General features: G+C 68.3%; 16 protein-coding genes. 3 read left to right on the forward strand and 13 right to left on the reverse strand.

All coding sequences use genetic code 11. The features are described 5' to 3' along the window. Positions 1-9 precede the first annotated feature (9 nt). From OIC96_RS07410 to pqqA, 7 genes are read right to left on the reverse strand one after another with little or no spacing between them, the layout of a single operon-like run. The gene (locus tag OIC96_RS07410; protein WP_330308660.1) at positions 10-5,580 is read right to left on the reverse strand and encodes a glycosyl hydrolase family 28 protein; all 5,571 of its coding nucleotides are present in this window, start codon (positions 5,578-5,580) and stop codon (positions 10-12) included. An 11-nt stretch (positions 5,581-5,591) separates the two neighbouring features. After that, positions 5,592-6,368 carry a heparin lyase I family protein gene (locus tag OIC96_RS07415; RefSeq protein WP_330308659.1) on the reverse strand — a complete coding sequence of 259 codons (777 nt, stop codon included), beginning with the start codon at positions 6,366-6,368 and terminating at the stop codon, positions 5,592-5,594. Then, positions 6,365-7,660 carry a glycoside hydrolase family 88/105 protein gene (locus OIC96_RS07420; protein ID WP_406502294.1) on the reverse strand — a complete coding sequence of 432 codons (1,296 nt, stop codon included), beginning with the start codon at positions 7,658-7,660 and terminating at the stop codon, positions 6,365-6,367. Before OIC96_RS07420 ends, OIC96_RS07415 begins: the two co-directional genes overlap by 4 nt. Beyond that, positions 7,654-8,742, reverse strand: coding sequence for a pyrroloquinoline quinone biosynthesis protein PqqE (pqqE, locus tag OIC96_RS07425; RefSeq protein WP_443058531.1), 1,089 nt, complete (start codon positions 8,740-8,742; stop codon positions 7,654-7,656). Before pqqE ends, OIC96_RS07420 begins: the two co-directional genes overlap by 7 nt. After that, a complete protein-coding gene (gene pqqD, locus OIC96_RS07430; RefSeq protein WP_330308656.1) occupies positions 8,730-8,984 on the reverse strand; it encodes a pyrroloquinoline quinone biosynthesis peptide chaperone PqqD in 255 nt (84 codons plus the stop codon). The genes pqqE and pqqD overlap by 13 nt, the downstream gene beginning before the upstream one ends. After that, positions 8,981-9,796 carry a pyrroloquinoline-quinone synthase PqqC gene (gene pqqC / locus OIC96_RS07435; protein ID WP_406502179.1) on the reverse strand — a complete coding sequence of 272 codons (816 nt, stop codon included), beginning with the start codon at positions 9,794-9,796 and terminating at the stop codon, positions 8,981-8,983. The genes pqqD and pqqC overlap by 4 nt, the downstream gene beginning before the upstream one ends. A gap of 18 nt (positions 9,797-9,814) precedes the next feature. Beyond that, positions 9,815-9,925: a pyrroloquinoline quinone precursor peptide PqqA gene (gene pqqA, locus OIC96_RS07440; RefSeq protein ID WP_330308655.1), complete on the reverse strand. Its 111-nt coding sequence runs from the start codon at positions 9,923-9,925 to the stop codon at positions 9,815-9,817. A gap of 344 nt (positions 9,926-10,269) precedes the next feature. Here pqqA and OIC96_RS07445 point away from each other — a divergent pair, with 344 nt between their 5' ends. Beyond that, positions 10,270-11,061, forward strand: coding sequence for an aldo/keto reductase (locus tag OIC96_RS07445; RefSeq protein ID WP_330310355.1), 792 nt, complete (start codon positions 10,270-10,272; stop codon positions 11,059-11,061). A gap of 122 nt (positions 11,062-11,183) precedes the next feature. On the opposite strand, the gene OIC96_RS07450 is transcribed toward OIC96_RS07445, so the two are convergent. Continuing rightward, positions 11,184-11,795, reverse strand: coding sequence for a hypothetical protein (locus tag OIC96_RS07450; protein ID WP_330308654.1), 612 nt, complete (start codon positions 11,793-11,795; stop codon positions 11,184-11,186). A gap of 192 nt (positions 11,796-11,987) precedes the next feature. Between OIC96_RS07450 and OIC96_RS07455 the strand changes: the two genes are divergently transcribed. Further along, positions 11,988-12,686, forward strand: coding sequence for a glycoside hydrolase family 75 protein (locus OIC96_RS07455; RefSeq protein WP_330308653.1), 699 nt, complete (start codon positions 11,988-11,990; stop codon positions 12,684-12,686). 26 nt (positions 12,687-12,712) lie between these two features. On the opposite strand, the gene OIC96_RS07460 is transcribed toward OIC96_RS07455, so the two are convergent. The 3 genes from OIC96_RS07460 to OIC96_RS07470 form a co-directional block, all read right to left on the reverse strand. Beyond that, positions 12,713-13,414 carry an SDR family oxidoreductase gene (locus tag OIC96_RS07460; RefSeq protein WP_330308652.1) on the reverse strand — a complete coding sequence of 234 codons (702 nt, stop codon included), beginning with the start codon at positions 13,412-13,414 and terminating at the stop codon, positions 12,713-12,715. A 61-nt stretch (positions 13,415-13,475) separates the two neighbouring features. Then, positions 13,476-13,952, reverse strand: coding sequence for a hypothetical protein (locus OIC96_RS07465; protein ID WP_330308651.1), 477 nt, complete (start codon positions 13,950-13,952; stop codon positions 13,476-13,478). 101 nt (positions 13,953-14,053) lie between these two features. Then, positions 14,054-14,947, reverse strand: coding sequence for a class I SAM-dependent methyltransferase (locus tag OIC96_RS07470; protein WP_330308650.1), 894 nt, complete (start codon positions 14,945-14,947; stop codon positions 14,054-14,056). Between the two features lie 181 nt (positions 14,948-15,128). On the opposite strand from OIC96_RS07470, the gene OIC96_RS07475 reads away from it, so the two are divergent. Beyond that, positions 15,129-15,899, forward strand: a complete 771-nt coding sequence (locus OIC96_RS07475) for a phytanoyl-CoA dioxygenase family protein (protein WP_330308649.1) — start codon at positions 15,129-15,131, stop codon at positions 15,897-15,899. A gap of 47 nt (positions 15,900-15,946) precedes the next feature. Here the strand turns inward: OIC96_RS07475 and OIC96_RS07480 are convergent, their stop codons facing one another. Together OIC96_RS07480 and OIC96_RS07485 are read right to left on the reverse strand one after the other, a co-directional pair. Further along, positions 15,947-17,665 carry a glycoside hydrolase family 6 protein gene (locus OIC96_RS07480; protein WP_330308648.1) on the reverse strand — a complete coding sequence of 573 codons (1,719 nt, stop codon included), beginning with the start codon at positions 17,663-17,665 and terminating at the stop codon, positions 15,947-15,949. A gap of 13 nt (positions 17,666-17,678) precedes the next feature. Continuing rightward, positions 17,679-19,154: a cellulase family glycosylhydrolase gene (locus OIC96_RS07485; protein ID WP_330308647.1), complete on the reverse strand. Its 1,476-nt coding sequence runs from the start codon at positions 19,152-19,154 to the stop codon at positions 17,679-17,681. Between the last annotated feature and the right edge of the window lie 155 nt (positions 19,155-19,309).

The following is a 19,309-nucleotide window of genomic DNA, read 5'->3' on the forward strand; positions in this document are numbered from 1 at the left end:
TTCGTCCCCTCAGCCCGTGTACTGGGCGAAGACCTTGAGATAGTCGTACGGCTGCTGCGAGACGCCGCTGCAGGAGTCCCCGTCGGAACCGGAGCCGCAGGCCCGGTCGCGGTTCACGGACCAGTAGGTGAGGCGCGCGATGTGGTGCTGCTGCGCGTAGGCGAGCATGGTCTTGAAGTCGGCCACCCGGACGCGTTCGCCGGAGTCGTCGGTCTTGCCGTTCATCGACGACAGCCCGATGTGCGCGTAGGCCGTCGCGTCGCTGTATCCGTACGCCGACTTGACCCGCGCCTTGAGGCCTTCCATGGCCTGGGTGGTGAGCGTGCCCATGTTCGTGGTGCCGCCGCCGAAGTCGAACGGCATGATGCACCAGATGTCGTTCGCCAGGCCCGAGTTGGCGCCGCGCTTGATCATGTCGACACCGGTGGAGTCCGGGCCGCTGGTCGTCGTACCGAAGGTGATGACGGTCTTGAGGCCCGCGTTGCCCGCCTTCACGATCTTCAGCGCGTCGATCACGCGCTGCCGCACGGTCGCGTTGTTCCACTCGGTGTTCTCGATGTCGATGTCGATGACCTTGAGGCCGTACGCGCTGATGACCTTCTGATACGCGCCCGCGAGCGCGGAGGCGCTGGAGCACCTCTCGCCGAGTTTGGCGCCGCTCCAGCCGCCGATGGAGACGATGACGTCACCGCCGGCCGCCCGGATCGCGTTGATCTTCGACTGGTCGTTGCCGCCGGTCAGCGGCCGTGAGCCGTCCCACTTCGGGTTGCAGGAACCGTCGGAGAGGACGAAGGCGAGCGTGAACCACTTGACGCCGGTCGCCGCCATGACGGAGGTGGGGTTCTGGGGGCTGCCCCAGCCGAGGTATTCGTAGGGGGCTACGGCCATACCGGGTGAGGCGGCTGCCGCGCCGGGGCTGGGTGAGGCGGCTGCCGCGCCGAGAGCCGCAGAAACGTTCACTCGATTAACCGGGTTCACACTCTGCGCACCGTCGGCCGCCTTCACGGCATTCGCGCTGTTAACCGGCTTCACACGGATCAGCCGTGTTTCGCCCGGTCGCAGCGTCGCGCTGTACGAGTCCGCGATCACGCCCTTGTGGGAGCCCGACCACAGGTCCGTGACGTCACCGGAGCCCGTGAATCCGACCTGCGACCAGTTCACACCGACCGTGGTGTTGCCGGACGTACCGGTGTTGAACAGCGCCACCACGTAGTCGCCGGTGTTCTCCTTCTTGCTCCAGACCTGCTTGACACCACTGTTCACCACCCGTTTCGCGGCGACGCCGTCCTGGTCGACGCCGATGAGCCGGTCATTCGTCAGCATCGCCTTGTCGACGGAGTCGACGTGCGTGACGTCGGTGCCGAGCAGCAGTGGTGCGCCGGCCATCGCCCACAGGGTGAAGTGGGAGCGGCGCTGGTCGGCGGTGAGTCCTGCCTGGTCGCCGTTGCCGATCTCCAGCGAGTCGAGGTCGTTCCAGGCGCCCGGGCCCGCGTACGGCTGCCAGTTGGCCGCCGAGGTGAAGCGAGCGGAGACGTGCGACCAGTCGGTCAGCGGATAGCCGCTGCCGTTCGCGCCCGAACCGCAGTAGCACTCGACATCGCCCTGGGTACGCCAGCTGTTCGCGAGCGATCGCCAGGTCGAGGCGTTGGCGATGGGCAGGTTGTTGGAGAGCGCGAAGGTGATCGGCCGCCCGGTCGCCCGCAGCGCCTTGTCCCAGGCCTGGACGTCGGGGATGTCGGCGCTGCCCACCCCGTCGATCTTCAGGTAGTCGACTCCCCAGGAGGCGAACTGCCTCGCCCACGAGTTCACGAACTCCTGCGCGCCCGGCTTCCCGTAGTCGATGTAGTACATGTTCTTGCAGTTGTAGTTCTTCTCGGTCTTCGAGGTGTCCGCGATATCGGCGGCGTGGTACGAGGTCCCCTCGATCGGCGTGTTCTTGGTGACCGCGTTCTTGGCGATGCCCGGCGTGACGTAGAAGCCGAACTTCAGCCCCTTGGAGTGGATGTAGTCGGCCAGCGCCTTGATCCCGGAGGGGAATTTCGCCGTGTCGACGGTCCACCGCCCGTACGAGTCGACGACGAATCCGTTCGCGTCGCACTTCTGCCAGAAGTCGTCGAGGTTGATGTATACGAAGCCGTGGTCCTTGAGCCCGCTCGCGATGAGGGCGTCGGCCTGCGCCTTGATCTTCGCCTCGGTGGGCCAGCGGCGCACAAAGCTCCAGCTGCTCCAGCCCATGGCGGGGCGGAGGGACTGGCCGTTGTCGGAGTACGGGGTGACGGCAGCCGCCGGGTGCGCGGTGGCGGTCGCCGCCGGGGTGGCGTACGACGTGCCGATCCACGCCTCGTCGATGCGCAGCCGCTGGTAGCGCGTGGTGTCGGTGGACGCCGCCCACGTGGAGTCGACTTCGAGGCGTACGTACCGGGCGTTCGCCGCCGTGAGGTCGATCCCCTGGATTCCACGGCGACTTGGCAGCTGTCCGGTCTTGACCGCGCTTCCCCAGCTGGAGCCGTCGTTGCTGAGGAACACCTTGTACGCCTTGATCCGCGCGGACTGTTCGGTGTCGGAGCGCGCGTAGGCGACGGAGTCCTCGCGCTGGTTGAGGCCGATGTACTGCACCTTCTTCGCCGACCCCAGATCGAAGGTGAGATTCACCGGCAGCGTCTTGTCGCTGTCCCAGTAACTGAGGTAACTGCCGTCCCCGGCGGCCGATGCCTCGTGCCCGCTCGCCGAGGCGCTCGCGCTCACCGTGACGCCGGACAGGATGCCCTGCCGGCCGGCGGTCGTGACCTTGAAGACGGTGTCGTACGGGTCCCAGCCGCCGAGCCCGCCCAGGGTGAGGACGCCTCCGGACTGCGACCACGAAAGGGCCGCTCCCGTACGGAGGTTGGTGACGGAGGCGATCCGGTAGCCGTTGTCGCGGATGCGCAGGGTGCTGGTGGACGGCGGTGTCAGCACGTGCACGTACTGGAGGTTCGGGTCGGTCTTGCTGATCGTGGTCACGCCGTGCGCGCCGTCGTTCCAGAAGCCGGGCTTGAGGCCGCCGTACAGGTAGCCGCCGCCCTCGGTGCCGTGCAGGGACTCCCAGATGGGGTCGAGGTAGGAGTCGGCGAACGTGTTGAAGGAGGCCTGATTACTCGGGAACTTACCGTTGACCTGGGCGGTCTCGGCCATCAGCGCCTTCACGGACGAGCCGGCGTTGGTGATCAGCCGGCCGAGCGTAAGCGTCTTGTCGACCGACGGGTTCGAGCCGTCGTACCACCAGGCGCCGCTCGAAGGGAGCTTGAAGTCGGCCTCGGTCAGGCGGGGTTGGGCCGTGTAGACAGCTTGCGGGTAGTCGTACGACGGCGTCATCCCCGTCTTCTGCTCATTGCTGATCATGTCCATGATCGGCGTGTCTTCGTTGTTGTTGCTCAGCGTGTAGTTCGGGCGCTTCTGCTGGATCTGCGCGTAGAGGTTGTGGCTCTCCCAGTACGCGTTGTCGTTGTCGATCCAGAAGCCGCCGAGGTCGGGGTAGCGGTCCATGACCTCGAAGAAGTTGTCGTAACTGAAGCGGCCGAAGCCGTCGCGTGTGGTGAGGTCGACGTTCGTGCCCTTGTACGCGGAGTACGCGGCCGAGTCGAGCCATTCGTGGCCGCCCTCGTTGTGCCACTGGGGGTCGTCGGTCATGTAGAGGATGACCTTGAGGCCCTTGGCCTTGGCCGCGGTGATCAGTTCGCCGAGGAAGTCGCGCCGGGTGGAGCAGCTGCCGGGAATCTTCGACGGCCAGGGGCGGGCGTAGCCGAGGCGGCTGTGGAAGGTGGCGAGGACCAGGTACTGGGTGTGCAGCTTCTGGGCCTCCTTCACCCAGTAGTCGGGGGTCCAGCCGCCGCTGGTGACGTCGTTCTCCCAGGCGGTGCAGCTGGTGTGGGCGGGGGCGGTGCGTTCACCCCAGTGCAGGAAGAGGCCGCCGACGGAGCCGCGCAGGAATGCCTGGCGGGGGTTCTCCAGGTCGAGCGGCTTCGCACCGCCCGCCGGCGGCTTCGCGGCCGCGGCGCCCATCGGCCGCGCAGTCGCAGCCCCCATCGGCTTCGCCGCCGTACCGCAGCTCTCACTCGATCCGCTGCTGGAGACACGCAGGGACCCACCGGCCGTGTTGTGACTGTCCGTCAGGCAGTACCCCGTGACGTTCTGGAAGCCCACGTCATGCGGCGAGTTGCTGCCACGCTGTGCGGTGAACCGGGTGAATCTGATGCTGTTCCCCGCGTTGGCGATGACCGCCGGGCGTCCGTCGTCGGCCGCGTACTTCACCGAGCTGTCCGTGAAGGTGACGTTGTCCGCGTTGTGGAGGTACCAGCCGTACGCGGGGCGCGTGCCGATGGCCTTCGGGTTGTAGTCGTTCGGGTCGTTGCCCGGTACGGCGGTGGACATGGTGCCGTTGCCGCCGGGCACGGTGATGTGGACGTTGGTGAAGGTGACCCCGTTGATCCGGTGGCCGCTCTCGCCCCACAGCGTCGGGCTGAAGGACGGACTCGACCCGGTCGCCGTGATGTTGTCGTACGTGACGTCGCTGATCGAGCCGATCCCGGGACTGTTCCCGCAGCGTTTGCGGGTGCCGATCTTCTGCATGATCGGGGAATGGACGTTGGTCATCGTGATGTCGCGGTAGTGGACGTCGGAGATCTTCGCGCCGTCCATCGAGACCATGCCGAGCCCGGACTTGTTGGAGCCCTCGATGCGGATCTTCGCGAACTGGTAGTCGGAGAAGTCGCCGCAGGTCTCGGAGCCGAACATGAGCGCGTTGCAGCACACCGCCGAGAGGTATGAATCGCTCACTCGTACATGGCCGTTGGGCAGCTTGGCGCCCAGCGCGTAGTCGCTCTTGAAGACGAGCGCGTCGTCGTTGGCCTTGATGGTGGCGTTGGTGACGGTGACGTTGGTCGTGCTGATGACGTTCCAGCCGTCGCGGTCGTTCGCGGTGTCGATGGTCAGGTGGTCCGAAGTGACGTTCGTACAGCCGTTGATGAGGGCGGCGAAGTGGCCGCCGCGCCGCAGGGTGAGGCCGTCGCCGAGGCGCAGCCCGTTGCAGCGGGTCAGCGAAAGGATCTTGTCGGCCTCGCCCGGCTTCGGGTTGCCGGTGATGAGGTTGCCCAGGCCGTCGATGACGCCGTCGCCGACGAAGCCGATGTTCGTGAGCCGGTCGCCGTAGATCATCGCGTTGTGGAAGTGGCTGTGACCGTAGTCCTGGTAGGCGTCGTTGGGGTTGTCCTCGGGCTGGTCGTAGGTGTCCGCGCTGGAGCCCTGGATCGTCGCGCCCTTGTCGACCTGGAGTGTGACCTCGCTCTTCATGTGGATGGTGTTCTTGGACTTGTACGTGCCCGCGGGGAAGCGGACCGTGCCGCCGCCCGCCGAATTGGCCGCTGTGATGGCCTTGTTGATGGCCGGGGTGTCGTTGGTGGAGCCGTCACCCTTGGCTCCGTAGGCGTGCACGTCGAAGACGCCTGCCGCAGCCGTACGGGGAGCCGCGAGGGCCTGGGGGTGGGTCAGTCCGAGCACGACGGCGAACGCGAAGAAGACGGACGCCGCCCAGTGGATGCGCTTCATATGACGGCTCCTCAGACCAGTTGGTAGCCACGCAGGTTGGTGAGCAGCAGGTACGTGTCCTGCAAGGACCCGGAGGTGTCACCGAGGGAGCGGTAGATGCCCCACTTGGGCCGCACCCGGTCGGCGAGGAAGGTGTCGACGCCCGTCCTCGACTTGTCGATGACCGTGGTCGATCCGTTCTTGAGGATCCAACGGACCGACCCCGCCGACCCGTTGCCGACCTTGATCTGGAAGTCGACGTCGATCCACTTGTTCTGGAGTGGCTCCAGGTCCGTGCGGCCGATCAGGATGTCGTCGATCGCCAGCTTGAGCTCGATGGTCTGCACACCGTTCACCCGCCGCAGCGACTGCACGACGATCGGCGAGGTGCCGTTGCCGGGCTGCTTCATCTGCATGATGTGGGTGAAGGTGGTCGTCGCCTTCAGTGAGCTGGGGATGTACATCGAGTACGTGATCCGCCAGGTCTGGCCCTCGGTCCACGTCAGATAGCTGCTGCCGCTCGTGCGCAGACCGGTGACTTCCTGACGCTGCCGGTCCGTTGAGGTGTCGCGGTCGACGGTGTGCATATTGAAGCGCCAGTTGTCGCCCGTGGCGTAGATGTGCGGCTGACCGGCGGGATGCGAGTCGGCGCGGTCGTCCTCGATGGTCTCGAAGGCGCCCAGGCCGTCGCCGCTCGCCGACGGGGACCACTTCAGCTGCCAGGAGGCGGCGTGCGCGGTCGGCGCGGACAGACCGACGGCGGCTCCGCCGAGTGCCGCGCCCAAGAGGGCTCTTCTGGATGTGCTCATGGCTGACTCACCTCGTCCTGAGTGGGGGTGCTCCGCGTACTGAGGGGATGTGCTCCGAGCTGCTCGTTCATGATCAGAAAGGCGCCGAGGCCGTGGAAGTCGTTGGTGGCCCGGGTGCGGGCGATGTAGTACGCGTAGTCGCCGACGTTCGTGCCGATGGAGATGTCGGTGAGGTTGGTGCGGCCGTCGGAGCCGGTCGAGATCCTGGCGAGGACGCCTTCGTAGCCGCGCTGGGCGACCGTGGCGTAGTGCGCGTCGAGGTAGCCCTGCTGGACACCGCGCGAGAGGGCGTAGGTGAACATGCTGGAGCAGGACGTCTCGGTCCAGTTGTCGCTCCTGCCGCCCTTGTCGATCACCTGGAACCAGCGCCCGGTCGCCGGGTCCTGGTATTTCTCCAGACCGGTCGCCAACTTCCGCAGGATGCCGACCAGTTGCGGTCGGCGTGGATGACCGGCGGGGATCGCGTCCAGCACATTGACGATCGCCATCGCGTACCAGCCGACCGCCCGGCACCAGTGCTCGGGCGCGAGGCCCGTCTGCGGGTCGGCCCAGCTCGCGGTCTTCGACTCGTCGTACGCGTGCTTCAACAGGCCGCTCGTGACCTGGAGATGGCTGCCGTAGACGTACAGCTGCCTGGCCGCCTCGTCGTCGGCGTACGTCGCGTCCCCGAACTCCTTGCCGTATTCGACGAGGAACGGGTTCACCATGTAGACGCCGTCCGCCCAGAGTTGATGGGCTCGGCTGCTGGTGTCGGCGTGCCAGAAGCCGCCGTCGGCCGTGCGCGGATAGGTGGTGAGCCGGTCGCGGATCTTCTTCGCCGCCTTGCGGTAGCGGTCCTGGCCCGTCTCGCGGTGCAGAATCGTCAGGAGCCGGCCGGCCTGCATGCTGTCGAGGCTGTTGAAGCTCTGGCTGATGGTTCCGTCGCTCTTCACGAAGCGGTCGACGTAGCTCTTGATGTAGGTGAGGTAGCCGGCGTCGTGCGTGCGCTGGTACGTGAGGTACTGGCCATAGAGGTAGAGGCCCACCGGGTACGACCAGCCGCCGATGGTGCTGGGCGTGTAGCGGGCCATGGTCGAGTCGACCAGGGCGACCGACCAGTCGGGCGCCGCGACCGGGGACCGACCGGTGCCGACGAGCGGGGACTGACGGGTGCCGGCGGCCGGGAACCGGGTGGCGGAGACCGGCTGAGGGCCGGTGGCGGCCTCCTGCGGCACGGTCGCGGACACCGTCAGCAGGCCGGCGGTGGCGAGCGCGCCTGCCAGCAGCGTCGCGCGCGGTCGTCGTCTCATGATCCTCCCTCTCGATAGGCGTAGGCAGAGGTCGCACGGGGGCTGTCGTCGACGAGCGCGCGGACGAGGTGGTGGCCGGGTGCGTGGCGACAGGCCGGGTCGGTGCGGGTGGCGTCGCCGGTGAGCGCGTACGCCTGGCAGCGGCAGCCGCCGAAGTCGGTGGCGCGCAGGGCGCAGGTGCGGCAGGGGTCGCGCATCCAGTCCTCGCCGCGGTAGGCGTTGAAGGCCTTCGACTCACGCCAGATCCAGGCGAGTTGGTGGTCGTTCACGTTCGGCGGGTCGAGGCCGGGCAGCGTCGCCGCCGCCGGGCACGGGAGGACGGTGCCGTCCGGGGCGACGGTGAGGGAGACGGCTCCCCATCCGCCCATGCACGGTTTCGCGGTGCCGTCGAGGTAGTCGGGGGCGACCCAGATCAACTCCAGGTCTCCGGCGAGCTGTTCGCGGCGGCGGGCCATCGTGGCACGGGCCCGTTCGACCTGGTCGCGGGTCGGCAGCAGGGCCGACCGGTTGCGTAACGCCCAGCCGTAGAACTGGGTGTTGGCGAGCTCGATCCGCTCGGCACCCCAGTCGAGGCCGAGGGCGATCAGGTCGTCGAGGGCGTCGATGTCGGCGCGGTGGAGCACGACGTTCAGGCCGAGCGGGAGCCCGGCGGCGCGCACCAGCCGGGCGGCGCGTTCCTTCGCGGCGAACGAGCGGGCGCCCGCGATGTGTTCGGAGGCGAGGGGGTCGGCGTGCTGCACGGAGAGCTGGACACAGCGCAGTCCGGCGTCCCGCAGTTCCGCGAGCCGCCGCTCGTGCAGGCCCACGCCACTGGTGACGAGCTGGGTGTAGAGGCCCGCGGTGGCGGCGGCCTCGACGATCGGGGCGAGATCGCGTCTGAGCAGCGGTTCACCGCCGGACAGATGGGTTTGGACAACGCCCAGGTCAGCGGCCTGGCGCAGCACATCGACCCATTGTCCGGTGTTCAGCTCTCTTGACCGACTGATCAGTTCGACGGGGTTGGAGCAATAGGCGCAGCGCAACGGACAGTCGTGGGTGAGTTCGGCCAGCAGGGCCCAGGGGGGAGCCACGATCACTGGAGCCAGCCCTCCTTTCGCAACGTCGTAAGGAATGCGGGGACTTCGTCGGCGACGGGCGCGCCGGGGAACCGTTCGCCCAGCTCGGCGACGATCTCGTACACCTCACGACTGCCGTCGCAGAGCCGCACGATGCTGCCCGCGGTGCCGCGCAGGACGACGACTCGCTCGGGGAGGAGGAGCAAGTCGGCTTCTCTGATGTGGTCGTGACGGAACATCACGGAACGGGCGAGGGTCGGGCGCCAGGTCATGGCCCGCTCGCCGGGTCGCGTGGCCCGCGCCCCTGCGCCACTCCGGCACCCTCGTCCACTCCGGCACCCTGGCCCACTACCCCGCCCGAGTCCACCCGGTCGCCCTGGTCCACCGCGTCCAGCAAGGCCCACAGCACCTCGCACTTGAACGCCAGCGCGGCCACCGCCCGCTCCTGCTGCCGCCTGGTACGGGCCCAGGACTGGACGAGCGCGAGGGCCTCCTCGCTGTCGCGGCCACCCTGGCCGATGCGGGCCCGGAAGTACGCGAGCCCGTCGGCGTCGATCCAGGGGTAGTGCCGTTCGAAGGCGGCGATCCTTCTGCGCATCAGCCCGGGGGCCGAGAGCTCGGTGAGCGAGGCGGCGACTGCGTCCAGGGCCGGGCGCAGGCGGCAGAAGGTGACGTAACCCTCGACCGCGAACCGCACACCGGGCAGCACCCGGGACGCGTCCCACAATGCCGGACGGTCGAGACCGGCCGCCTCACCGAGCCGCAGCCAGCGTTCGATGCCGCCCTCACCGTCGGCCGTTCCGTCGTGGTCCTGGATCCTGCGCAGCCAGGCACGACGCAGCGCTGGCTCCTCGAGCTTGGCGAGGATCAGGGCGTCCTTGACGGGGATGTGGCGCTGGTAGTGGAAACGGTTGGCGATCCAGCGGCGCAACTCGTCGGGCGTCAACTCGCCTTGGTGCATACGGATGTTGAAGGGATGCCGGTCGTGGTAACGCTCCTCGGCGACGGCGCGCAGCCGCTCGGTGAACTCAGGGGTCCGCCAAGGGGCCGCGGCACCGTCGTCGCGCACGGTTGTCGCGGTCACGGTTCGACCACCGTGGGGCTAGCGGTCGCCGAGGGCGTACGCGGTGACCTCGAGGGCGGTCTCGATGACGAGATACCCGGGGGTCTCCCAGACGCTTTCCTCCGATGTTTCCCGAATCGCCAGTTCCAAATGTCGGGCTTCAGAAGCCTTTTCGTTCATGTGTGCGTACCTGCTTTCCTGATGGGTGGGGGGTGTGGAGCCCAGACAGGCGCTGGTGTTCACATGCGTGCACCGAGTTCATTGATGCGTTCGGTGCCGCGATCCAGAGTTACGGGATGACGCGACCCGGTCAATGGTCCGGACCGAGATTGGTCGGATCCATTTCCGGCCAATCTGCGATGCGGACCCTGGGAAGCGCTGTCAGGAATGCATCACGGCCCGTGATCGTTGACCATGGGAGTACCACCCGACGACTGAAGGATCGAGAGCTCGTGAGCAAGGTCCCCCCGATCATCCTGAACAACGGCGTCGAGATGCCGCAGCTGGGCTACGGCGTCTGGCAGGTGCCGGACGACGAGGCGGAGCGGGCGGTCGCCACGGCGCTGGAGGCCGGGTACCGCAGCATCGACACAGCGGCGATCTACGGCAACGAAGAGGGCACCGGCAAGGCCGTCGCCGCCTCGGGTATCGCCCGCAAGGATCTCTTCGTCACCACCAAGCTCTGGAACAGCGACCAGGGGTACGACGCGACGCTGCGCGCCTTCGACACGTCCCTGGAGAAGCTCGGCCTGGAGTACATCGACCTGTACCTGATCCACTGGCCGCTCCCGTCCCGTGGCAAGTACATCGACACGTTCAAGGCCTTCGAGAAGATCTACGCGGACGGCCGCGCCAAGGCCATCGGCGTCTCCAACTTCTATCCCGAGCACCTGGAGAAGCTGATCGACGCGACGTCGGTCATCCCGGCCGTCAACCAGATCGAGCTGCACCCGCAGCTCCAGCAGCACGCCGCGCGTGAGTACCACGCGGAGCAGGGCATCGCCACCGAGGCCTGGTCGCCGCTCGGCCAGGGCCGAGGCCTCCTGGAGGTCCCGGCGATCATCGCCATCGCCCAGAAGCACGGCCGCACCCCGGCGCAGATCGTGCTCCGCTGGCACATCCAGCTCGGCAACGTGGTGATCCCCAAGTCCGTGACCCCGTCCCGGATCAAGGAGAACATCGAGGTCTTCGACTTCTCCCTGGACACCGAGGACATCGCGGCGCTCACGGCGCTCAACGAGGACCGTCGCCTGGGTCCGGACCCGGCGACGTTCGACATGGGCTGAGCCCCGCACCCGTACGCGTCCGCCCCGCCGCGCGAGATCCCGTGGCGGGGCGGACGCGTACGGGAACCGGTCCGCAGTCGGCCGGCTCACTCACGGCAGGCGTCAGTCGCCTACGGCAGGGGTCAGCCGCCCCGCACGTCCGCGAAGACGACCTCGAACTCCTCCAGTCCGGTCACGGTCACATGCGCCTTGGCCGCGCCCTCGTGCCGGGCCGCCGACTGGACTCCGCGGGACGCGGCCAGGGACTCCCGGTCGATGAACAGGGTGCCGACCAGGCCACGCCCCCGCTCCCGGTCGACGAGCAGAGACGCCCTGGCCAGCCCCGGAAGGCCCTCCAGCCTGGGGACCACCGAGACCCGGAAGGTATCGGCGAGAAGATCCGCGTCCGCGGGGTCGAACTCCAGCCTGCTGATCCGCAGCCCGCCTGCCGCCTGCGGCTGCCGGACCGGATGGAAGACCACCGCCTCGTAGTTCTCGACCGCCAGGGTCGCCGCGAAGGGCTCCAGGAGCGACGCACGCCGCTCGCGCAGCACCTCGTCGCTGTTCTGCCTGGCCTCCTCCGACTCCCACCAGCTCACCGCGAAGATTTTCCCGAGCACCCGGTCCACGAAGACGCCGGATCCGCGGTACCCCGGGCGATTCTCGAGCAGGTCCCGGCCCTGCGTGTTCAACGACTTGATGGCCGTGTCGATCTTCGCGGGATCGCCGGTCGCGTACACAGTCCGTACGAACATGGCTCTTCGCCTCCCAGAAGCCGGGCGATGACCCGGAATGTTCGATACAGCCAGTCTTCTCCCGCATGCGAATGGCCGCAATCGGCCCTGAACGCCGCAGTTCACACCAGGGGCTTGACGAGGTCATGCAAAGGGGTCCACCTTGTACGGCAACCCGGTAAGGAAAGTTTCCTAACAGAAGGGTCCCCCACAGTGCGCACTCGAACACTGACCCTCGCCGCGGCCGCCGGCGCCGCGCTCCTCGCCACCGCGGCGCTCCCGGCCGCCAACGCCTCGGGCAGCGTCAACCCCCGTTCGGCACAGGAGGGTTCGGTCAGCGCGGCCGATCTGCTCGCCAAGGTGACGTCCTGTTCGCAGATCTCGAACGGCAAGTACAAGACCGACGACGAGACGTCGGCCACCATCCCCGTGTGCGGCAAGAACGGTGCGGTGTTCTGGAAGGCCGACATGGACATCGACTGCGACGGCCAGGTCACCAGCAAGTGCAATGGCGACACCGACCCATGGTTCCAGGACGACACCGCGTTCCATCAGTCCGACGGGAAAGCGCTGCGCGCCGAAGCGCTGCCGTATGTCGTGGTGCCGAGCAGCAGCAGTATCTGGAAGTACACGAGCGCCGGGATCAAGGGCGGTGGTGTGGTCGCTGTCATCTACAACGGGAAGGTCGAGTACGCGGTGGTGGGTGACACCGGGCCTACGAAGATCATTGGTGAGGCTTCGTACGCCACCGCGAAGGCGCTGGGCATCGACCCGGACCCGGAGACGGGTGGGGCCGACTCCGGGGTGACGTACATCCTGTTCAAGAACTCGCAGGTGTCGCCCATCGAGAGTCACAGTGCGGCTGTGTCTCTGGGGGACTCTCTGGCGAAGCAGTTCCTTCAGAACAACTGACGGGGCCGGCGGTCAAGAAGTACGGCTCAGACCGGCTGGCCGATCGGGCGTACGACCACGGTGTTCACGTCTACGCCCGTCGGCTGGCCGATCGCCCAGACGATCGAGTGGGCGAGCTGGTCGGCGGTCAGGAGATGGCCGGGGGGCAGGCTGCCGTAGCTGTCCCAGAACGGGGTCTCCACGCGGCCGGGGGAGATCAGGGTCACGCCGACTCCGAACTCGGTGACCTGGCGTCGGGTGTTCTCGGCGAGTCCGGTCACGGCCCACTTGGTCGCGCCGTAGATGTTGCCGGGCCCGTGCACATGCCCGGCAACGCTGCCGACCAGCACGACGCGTCCGCGGGTCTCCTTCAGCGCGTCGATGGAGGCCCTGATGAGCAGCGCGGGACCGAGCACGTTGGTCAGCACCATCTCGGACCACCCCGCGGGGTCGCCCTCCGCGACGGTGTCGTGGGTGGCGAAGCCGGCGTTGGCGACGACGGTGTCCAGTCGCCCGAACTCCTTGAGCGTCGCCTGGACCGCCGCCTGGACGTGGTCGTACTCGGCCGCGTTCCCCACGACCGTCAACAGGCCTTCGGGACGCCCGAGTTCCTCGGCGAAGGCGCGCAGCCGCTCCTCCCCCCGGCCGGTCACGGTGACCCGGTGCCCGGCGTCGAGCAGTTGCCGTGCGACCGCGGCGCCGATACCGCTGCCGCCTCCGGTGATGAGCGCGACTGGAGAGTCGGTCATGGTTACCCCCATCGAGTGTGCGACGAACGCCCGGAGTAGATCACTTGGAGCGTCCTCGAAGTCAAGTACCGCATGTGGCGCGGTACGGCACCGAGGGCAGGTACCTGCGCCACTCGTCCTCGGTGAGGCCACCCGCGGCCCTCCCGCACACCTCGGCCGCCGCACGGCCCGGCTCCAACAGCCCTGTTCGCCTGGGCAGATGAGGGCTGGCGACGCCCAACTTCCCTCCCTTGTCGGAGAATCCCAGCGCCAGAACCGGAGCGTCACCCATCGGGAGCACCGCACCGGGCAGCCGGGGCGACGCCGTCTCCCATACCGTGACGGACCCGTCGGACGCGCTCGCGGCGAGCAGTGAGCCGTCAGGGGAGAACGCGAGGGCGGTACGGACCGCGGTGGAACCGCTACGTCCTCTACCGCCAGACAGGGACCGCGCTGCAGACCGGTGCCGCCCTGGACCGCCTCGGCCGTGCGGGAGGGGGGTCGCGGGCCGTCGCCGATGCGGGGTCGGACGGGGACGGAGTGCTCTCCATGCCCGCACGGCGCCGGGTCTGGTCGCTGTGCGCCACCCGGCGCGTGCGGGGTGCTCGGATCACCGTGTTCGCCCGGGCGGGAGGTTGCTGAGCACCTCCCCGAGACCGCTCAGTCGGTGCGGGTCGCCGTGTACACCGTGTGCGCCGTGAGGACGAACACGTCCGGGCGGTGGTGGACGCTCGCCTTGTCGTCCGGGTCGAGGAGGCGGTCGAGGGTGGCGAGGTCGTCCCGGTCGAGGCCCTCGGCGAGACCTTCGCGGCGGCGGGTGAGGGAGGTGACGACAAAGGCGCGGGCCTCGTCGGAGAGCGGGGCAGGGAGGTCGGAGAGGAAGGTGCGGGTGCCGGTGTGCCGCAGTCCCGCCGAGGAGAGCAGCGCGGGCCAGTCCTCGATCTCCGCCGCGGCTCCCGGCAGCGAGGCCCGCATCCGGGTGAACCACTCCTCATGGACCGCGTCGATACGGGCCTGCAGGCCGGGCCGGCCGATGCCGATGTCGCGCGGGAGGAAGCGGGTAGGCAGGCCGCCCTCCAGCAGGGCGAGGGTGCCGCCGGGCGCGAGACCCCGCGCGAAGCCGGCGAGGGCGGCGCGCTGGTCGCCGACGTGGTGCAGCGACCTGCTGGCCCACAGCAGGTCGGCCGGGTACTCCAACTCTCCCAGTCCGTCGGCGAGTTCAGCCTCCAAGGTGCTGAAGCGGTCACCGTGGCCGAGCCGGTCCGCGCGGGCCCGCGCCTCCTCCAGGAGGGGTCCCGCGCCGTCCACGGCGACGACCCGTGCTCCCGGGAACGTGGCGGCGAGGAGACAGGAGATGACGCCCGGGCCGCTGCCCGCGTCCACGATCAGCCCCGGCTCGGGCTGCTGCTCCCGCAGCCAGGCCGCCGCTTCCCGGTACGCCGGGGTGTACAGCTCGGCCTCCCGCACCAGCAGGGGAAGCATCTCGGCGAAGTCCATGTCGGTGTGGTCGTGCCCGGGCCGGTCGTGCCCGGCGTGATCGTGGTGCTGTCCCATGGCGGCAAGCCTCTCGTTCGGTATGCCGCCAGCGTGCTCCGCCACTCCCGGAAACGGCCAGTCGTGTTGCGCAAACAGCAAAATGGGCGGCCGAGAGAACCGCACGGACAGCACGGGCACAAGGACCGGCCGCGCGGAAATTCGGATGCGCCCGCGTGGGCAGCTCACCGAGCATGACCCCATGGACGACGTGATGGTGGAGCGCTTCCTGGAAGACGGGTTCGTGAAGATCGAGGGCGCTTTCCCGCCACGCGTCGCCGAGGACTGCGCCCGGCTGCTGTGGCGGGAGACGGGCTACGATCCGGCCGACCCCACGACCTGGGCCGAGCCCGTGCGCTGGGTCTCCGGCATGGCGCAGGGGCCCTTCGCCGCCGCGGCCAACTCCCCTGTTCTGCATGAGGCGTTCGACCTGTTGCTCGGCGAAGGTCGCTGGGAGCCGCGCTACTCGCTGGGCAGCTTTCCGCTGCGTTTCCCGCACGAGGAGGAGCCGGACGACGCGGGCTGGCACATCGAGGGAAGCTATCTGCCCGAGGGCGAGAGCTGGTACTTCACGAACCTCAGGTCGAAGGGCCGCGCCCTGCTGATGCTCTTCCTCTTCAGCGAGGTCGGCGAGCGGGACGCCCCGACCCGCATCAGGGTCGGCTCCCATCTGGACGTACCGCCGCTGCTGGAGCCGTACGGCGAGGAGGGCGTGTCGGGCCTCGACCTCGCGCCGAAGCTGGTCGAGGCGTCCGCGCACCGCCCCCTCGCGTATGCCACCGGCCGCCCCGGCGACGTATACCTGTGTCACCCCTTCCTGGTGCACGCGGCACAGCCGCACCACGGGACCCGGCCGCGCTTCATGGCGCAGCCGCCGCTGCACGCGCCCGTGCCGTACGAACTGGAGCGGGCCGACGGCGACTACTCGGCGGTGGAGTTCGCGATCCGCCGGGGTCTGGCCCCGGCGGCCTGACCCCGGCGGATCGCCCGGTCAACCGGTCGCCCGGTGGATCAGCCGGTTTACAGCGGCGGGTACGCGTTCGTCATCAGCTGCTGGAACTGGGCGGAGAACCAGTGCCCGGACAGCGGGGCGTTCGGCAGGGCACCCGACAGGTTGTTGCCGTTGCGGGCGTTGCCCGTGTACGTCGGGTCGCACATCCGGTCGAAGCCCTTGCCCTCGTCGTTGGCGATCGCCGAGCTGGAGCCGTCGGACTCCCCCGGGGGCTTCATCCACACGTAGGCGTCGATGCCGGTCGCCGGTGCGGCCTGCGGGCGCTCGCCGAGACCGGCACCGGACTGGTTGCACCAGTTGCCGACGTGGATACGGCGGTCGTAGCGGCCCCCGTCGACGTAGGTGTCGACGCTGGTCGTCGCGCCGGGACCGGTGGGCCGCGCGGTGCCGCCCCAGCCGTTCCTGGAGGTGTCGATCAGCATGCCGATGCCGGAGTTGAAGCCGGCCGAGACGAGCTGGGTGCGGAAGGCCTGGGCGTACGACAGCTCGTCGACGTAGCGGTTCCAGTCGACCCACTTCGACTGGCGGACGGAGGTACCGTTCACCGTGTCGTTGATGGTGAAGTTGTTCTCCTTCAGCGCGCTGTAGTTGGCCGTGTTGGTGATGAAGCCGTGCACGTCGTCGACCGTGGCGCCCTCGGCCGTGGCGGCCTGCTTGAACAGGGTGGCCGAGGGGGCGAAGTTGTCGTCCCAGCCGAGCCAGCCGTGGTGTCCGGCGTCGATGTAGTTGTAGACGTTGGGGATCGCGCCCAGCTTGGCCAGCGCGTAGCCGACGCCCTTCACGTAGTTGCCGTTGGCGAGCATCGTGTCGCACGCGGCCGTGGCGGTGGCGCGGCTGCCCGTGTTGGTGACGAGGTTCGGCAGCGAGTCGATCTCGATGGTCGTGACGATGCGCAGACTCGCGTACTTCGAGTCGGCGAGGATCGCGGCGATCGGGTCGATGAACTGCGTCTTGTACTTGTCGATCTCCGTCGGGCCGAGCTCCCCGTTGGAGGCCAGGGCCGCGCAGTCACGTCCGGGCAGGTCGTACACGACGAGCTGCACGACTTCTTCGTTGCTGCCCTTCTGCGCCAGCGCCGCGTCGAGGTGGGCACGCAGACCCATGCTGGTGCTCGTCCCGTTGATCGCGGCGATCCGGTCGAGCCAGACACCGGTGGGCTGGCTGGAGATCCTGCTGCCCCCGGTCTCGGCGGCGGCCTTGGCGGACCACTCGGGGTTCACGTACACCTTGGCCCCGGCGTACGGGTTGTCGACCTTGCCGGAGGGGTCGGTGCCGCCCCCGCCTCCCCCGCCGCCGCTTCCGTCATCGACGTTGCAGGTCACCCCGTCGAGCGTGAAGGTGGTCGGCAGTGCGTTGGTGCCGCTGTACGAGGCGTTGAACCCGAAGCTGACCGAACCGCCGGTCGCCAGCGTTCCGTTGTAGGTCTCGTTGGCCGCGGTGACGTCCGTGCCGCTCTGGCTGATCTTCGCGTTCCAGCCCTGGGTGACCTTCTGGTTTCCGGCGTACGACCACTTCACCGCCCAAGCGGACTTGGCGGCGCTGTTGTTGGTGACCGTGACGGCGGCGGTGAAGCCGGTGTCCCACTGGTTCTGCACCTTGTAGTCGACGGTGCAGGGGATGGCGGCGATCGAGGCGTCCGGCGCGACGGCGGCGGCAGCGGTGCCGGTGGTCGTCGCGCCGCCGAGGAGGATCAGGCTCGCGAGTAACGCTGTTCTGGTACGGCTCATGGGTGCGGGTGTCCTATCCGTTGAGGGCGCGCAGGTGGTCGCGCAGCCCGATGCCATACGCGGTGGGCGTTCCGTCGTAGTTGGAGATCAGGGAAGGACCCGAGGAACAGTCCCAGGTGTTCCAGGTCCAGCCGAGGTAGGAGAGCCCCCGGTCGTCGAACCACTTCATGACGGTGTCGACGAAGGAGTGGGAGCAGGTGTTCTCGCCGATCTCCCCCGCCACGAGCGGCACTTGGGCGGCCACCGGGGCGAGCGTCGAGTTCCAGCAGCTCTCACTGGCGCAGGTGTTGAAGTTGTAGACGTGGTACGCGGCGACGAGATTGCCCGTCGGATCACTGGGCTTGTACGTCAGCCACTGGCTCAGATCGTTGGAGTACGCGAGCCCGCCGGCCAGGATCAGGTTCTTGGCGCCGGTGCCGCGTACCGCGTCGACCAGGTCCTGCATTCCGGCGACCTCGTAGGAGATGCCGGGGCAGGTGCCGCCGTCCCGCCAGCACTCCCACGCCTGGGTGGTCGTGGAGGTCGCGCGGTCCGGGTAGGGCTCGTTGAACAGGTCGAACGCGACGGCCGGGTCGTCCTTGAAGGTGCTGGCGACCGAGGCCCAGAAGGACGGGGTGTACTGGGCGTCCGGCATCGGCTTCTGACAGGTGGCGTGCACGTCGGAGCAGCCCGCGGAGTTGCCGGTGTACTGGCCGTACGACCAGTGCAGTTCGACGAGCGGCGTCATGCCGTGCGCCTCGACCTTGGCCACCAGGTCCTTGATGGCGGCTATGTAGTTGGCGCCGCCGTACTCCGGCTTGATGTTGGACAGGCCCAGCCAGCACTCCTCGTTCAGCGGAATGCGGACCGTGTTGGCCTTCCAGTCGGCGATCGCCTTGACGGACGCGTCGTCGACCGGGCCGTCGAAGATGCCGTAGCCCTGGACGCACATGAACTCGCCGCCGGAGCGGTTGACGCCGAGCATCCGGCGCGTGGCACCGGTCGCGTCCACCAGTTTGTTGCCCGAGACATGCAGCTTGGGCGCCTCACCGGTGGCCGGCGGCTCGGTCGGTGTCGGTGTGGGCGTCGGCCCGGCGTCCACGTTGCAGGTCGTGCCGTTGAGCTTGAAGGCCGTCGGTACGGCGTTGCTGCCCGACCACGAGGCCAGGAACCCGGCGCTGACGCTCGCGCCGGTGCCCAGCGAGCCGTTCCAGCTCTCGTTGGCCGCGGTCACGGTCGTATTGGACTGGGACCACTTGGCACTCCAGCCCTGGGTGACCTTCTGGCCGCCGGCGAAATCGAAGGTGAGGCTCCAACTACTCACCGCTGCCATGTTGTTGGTGATTTTCACGGCGCCCTGGAAGCCGGTGTCCCACTGGCTGGTGACGGAGTACTCCACCGTGCACGCGGGTGTGGCCCCTGAAGCCGTGACGACCGGCGCGATCGCGGTGCCCACAAGGGCGACCGCGGCGCCGACCACTAAAAGTCCTAAACGCGGAGGGTGTCGCATGAGCGAGTCCTTACAGCTCGGTCGCGTCGTGACGGACGCGTCGACTGATGGAACCGCTCCCACTGGTGCGGATGAAGTTAGCGCCAAGCGTCAGCAAAGGACAGAGGTGTTGCACTGTTGATCAATCGAATCATTTCGACTCTTCAAGCACCTTG

It is taken from the genome of Streptomyces sp. NBC_00775 (assembly GCF_036347135.1).
Lineage (GTDB): Bacteria > Actinomycetota > Actinomycetes > Streptomycetales > Streptomycetaceae > Streptomyces > Streptomyces lutosisoli.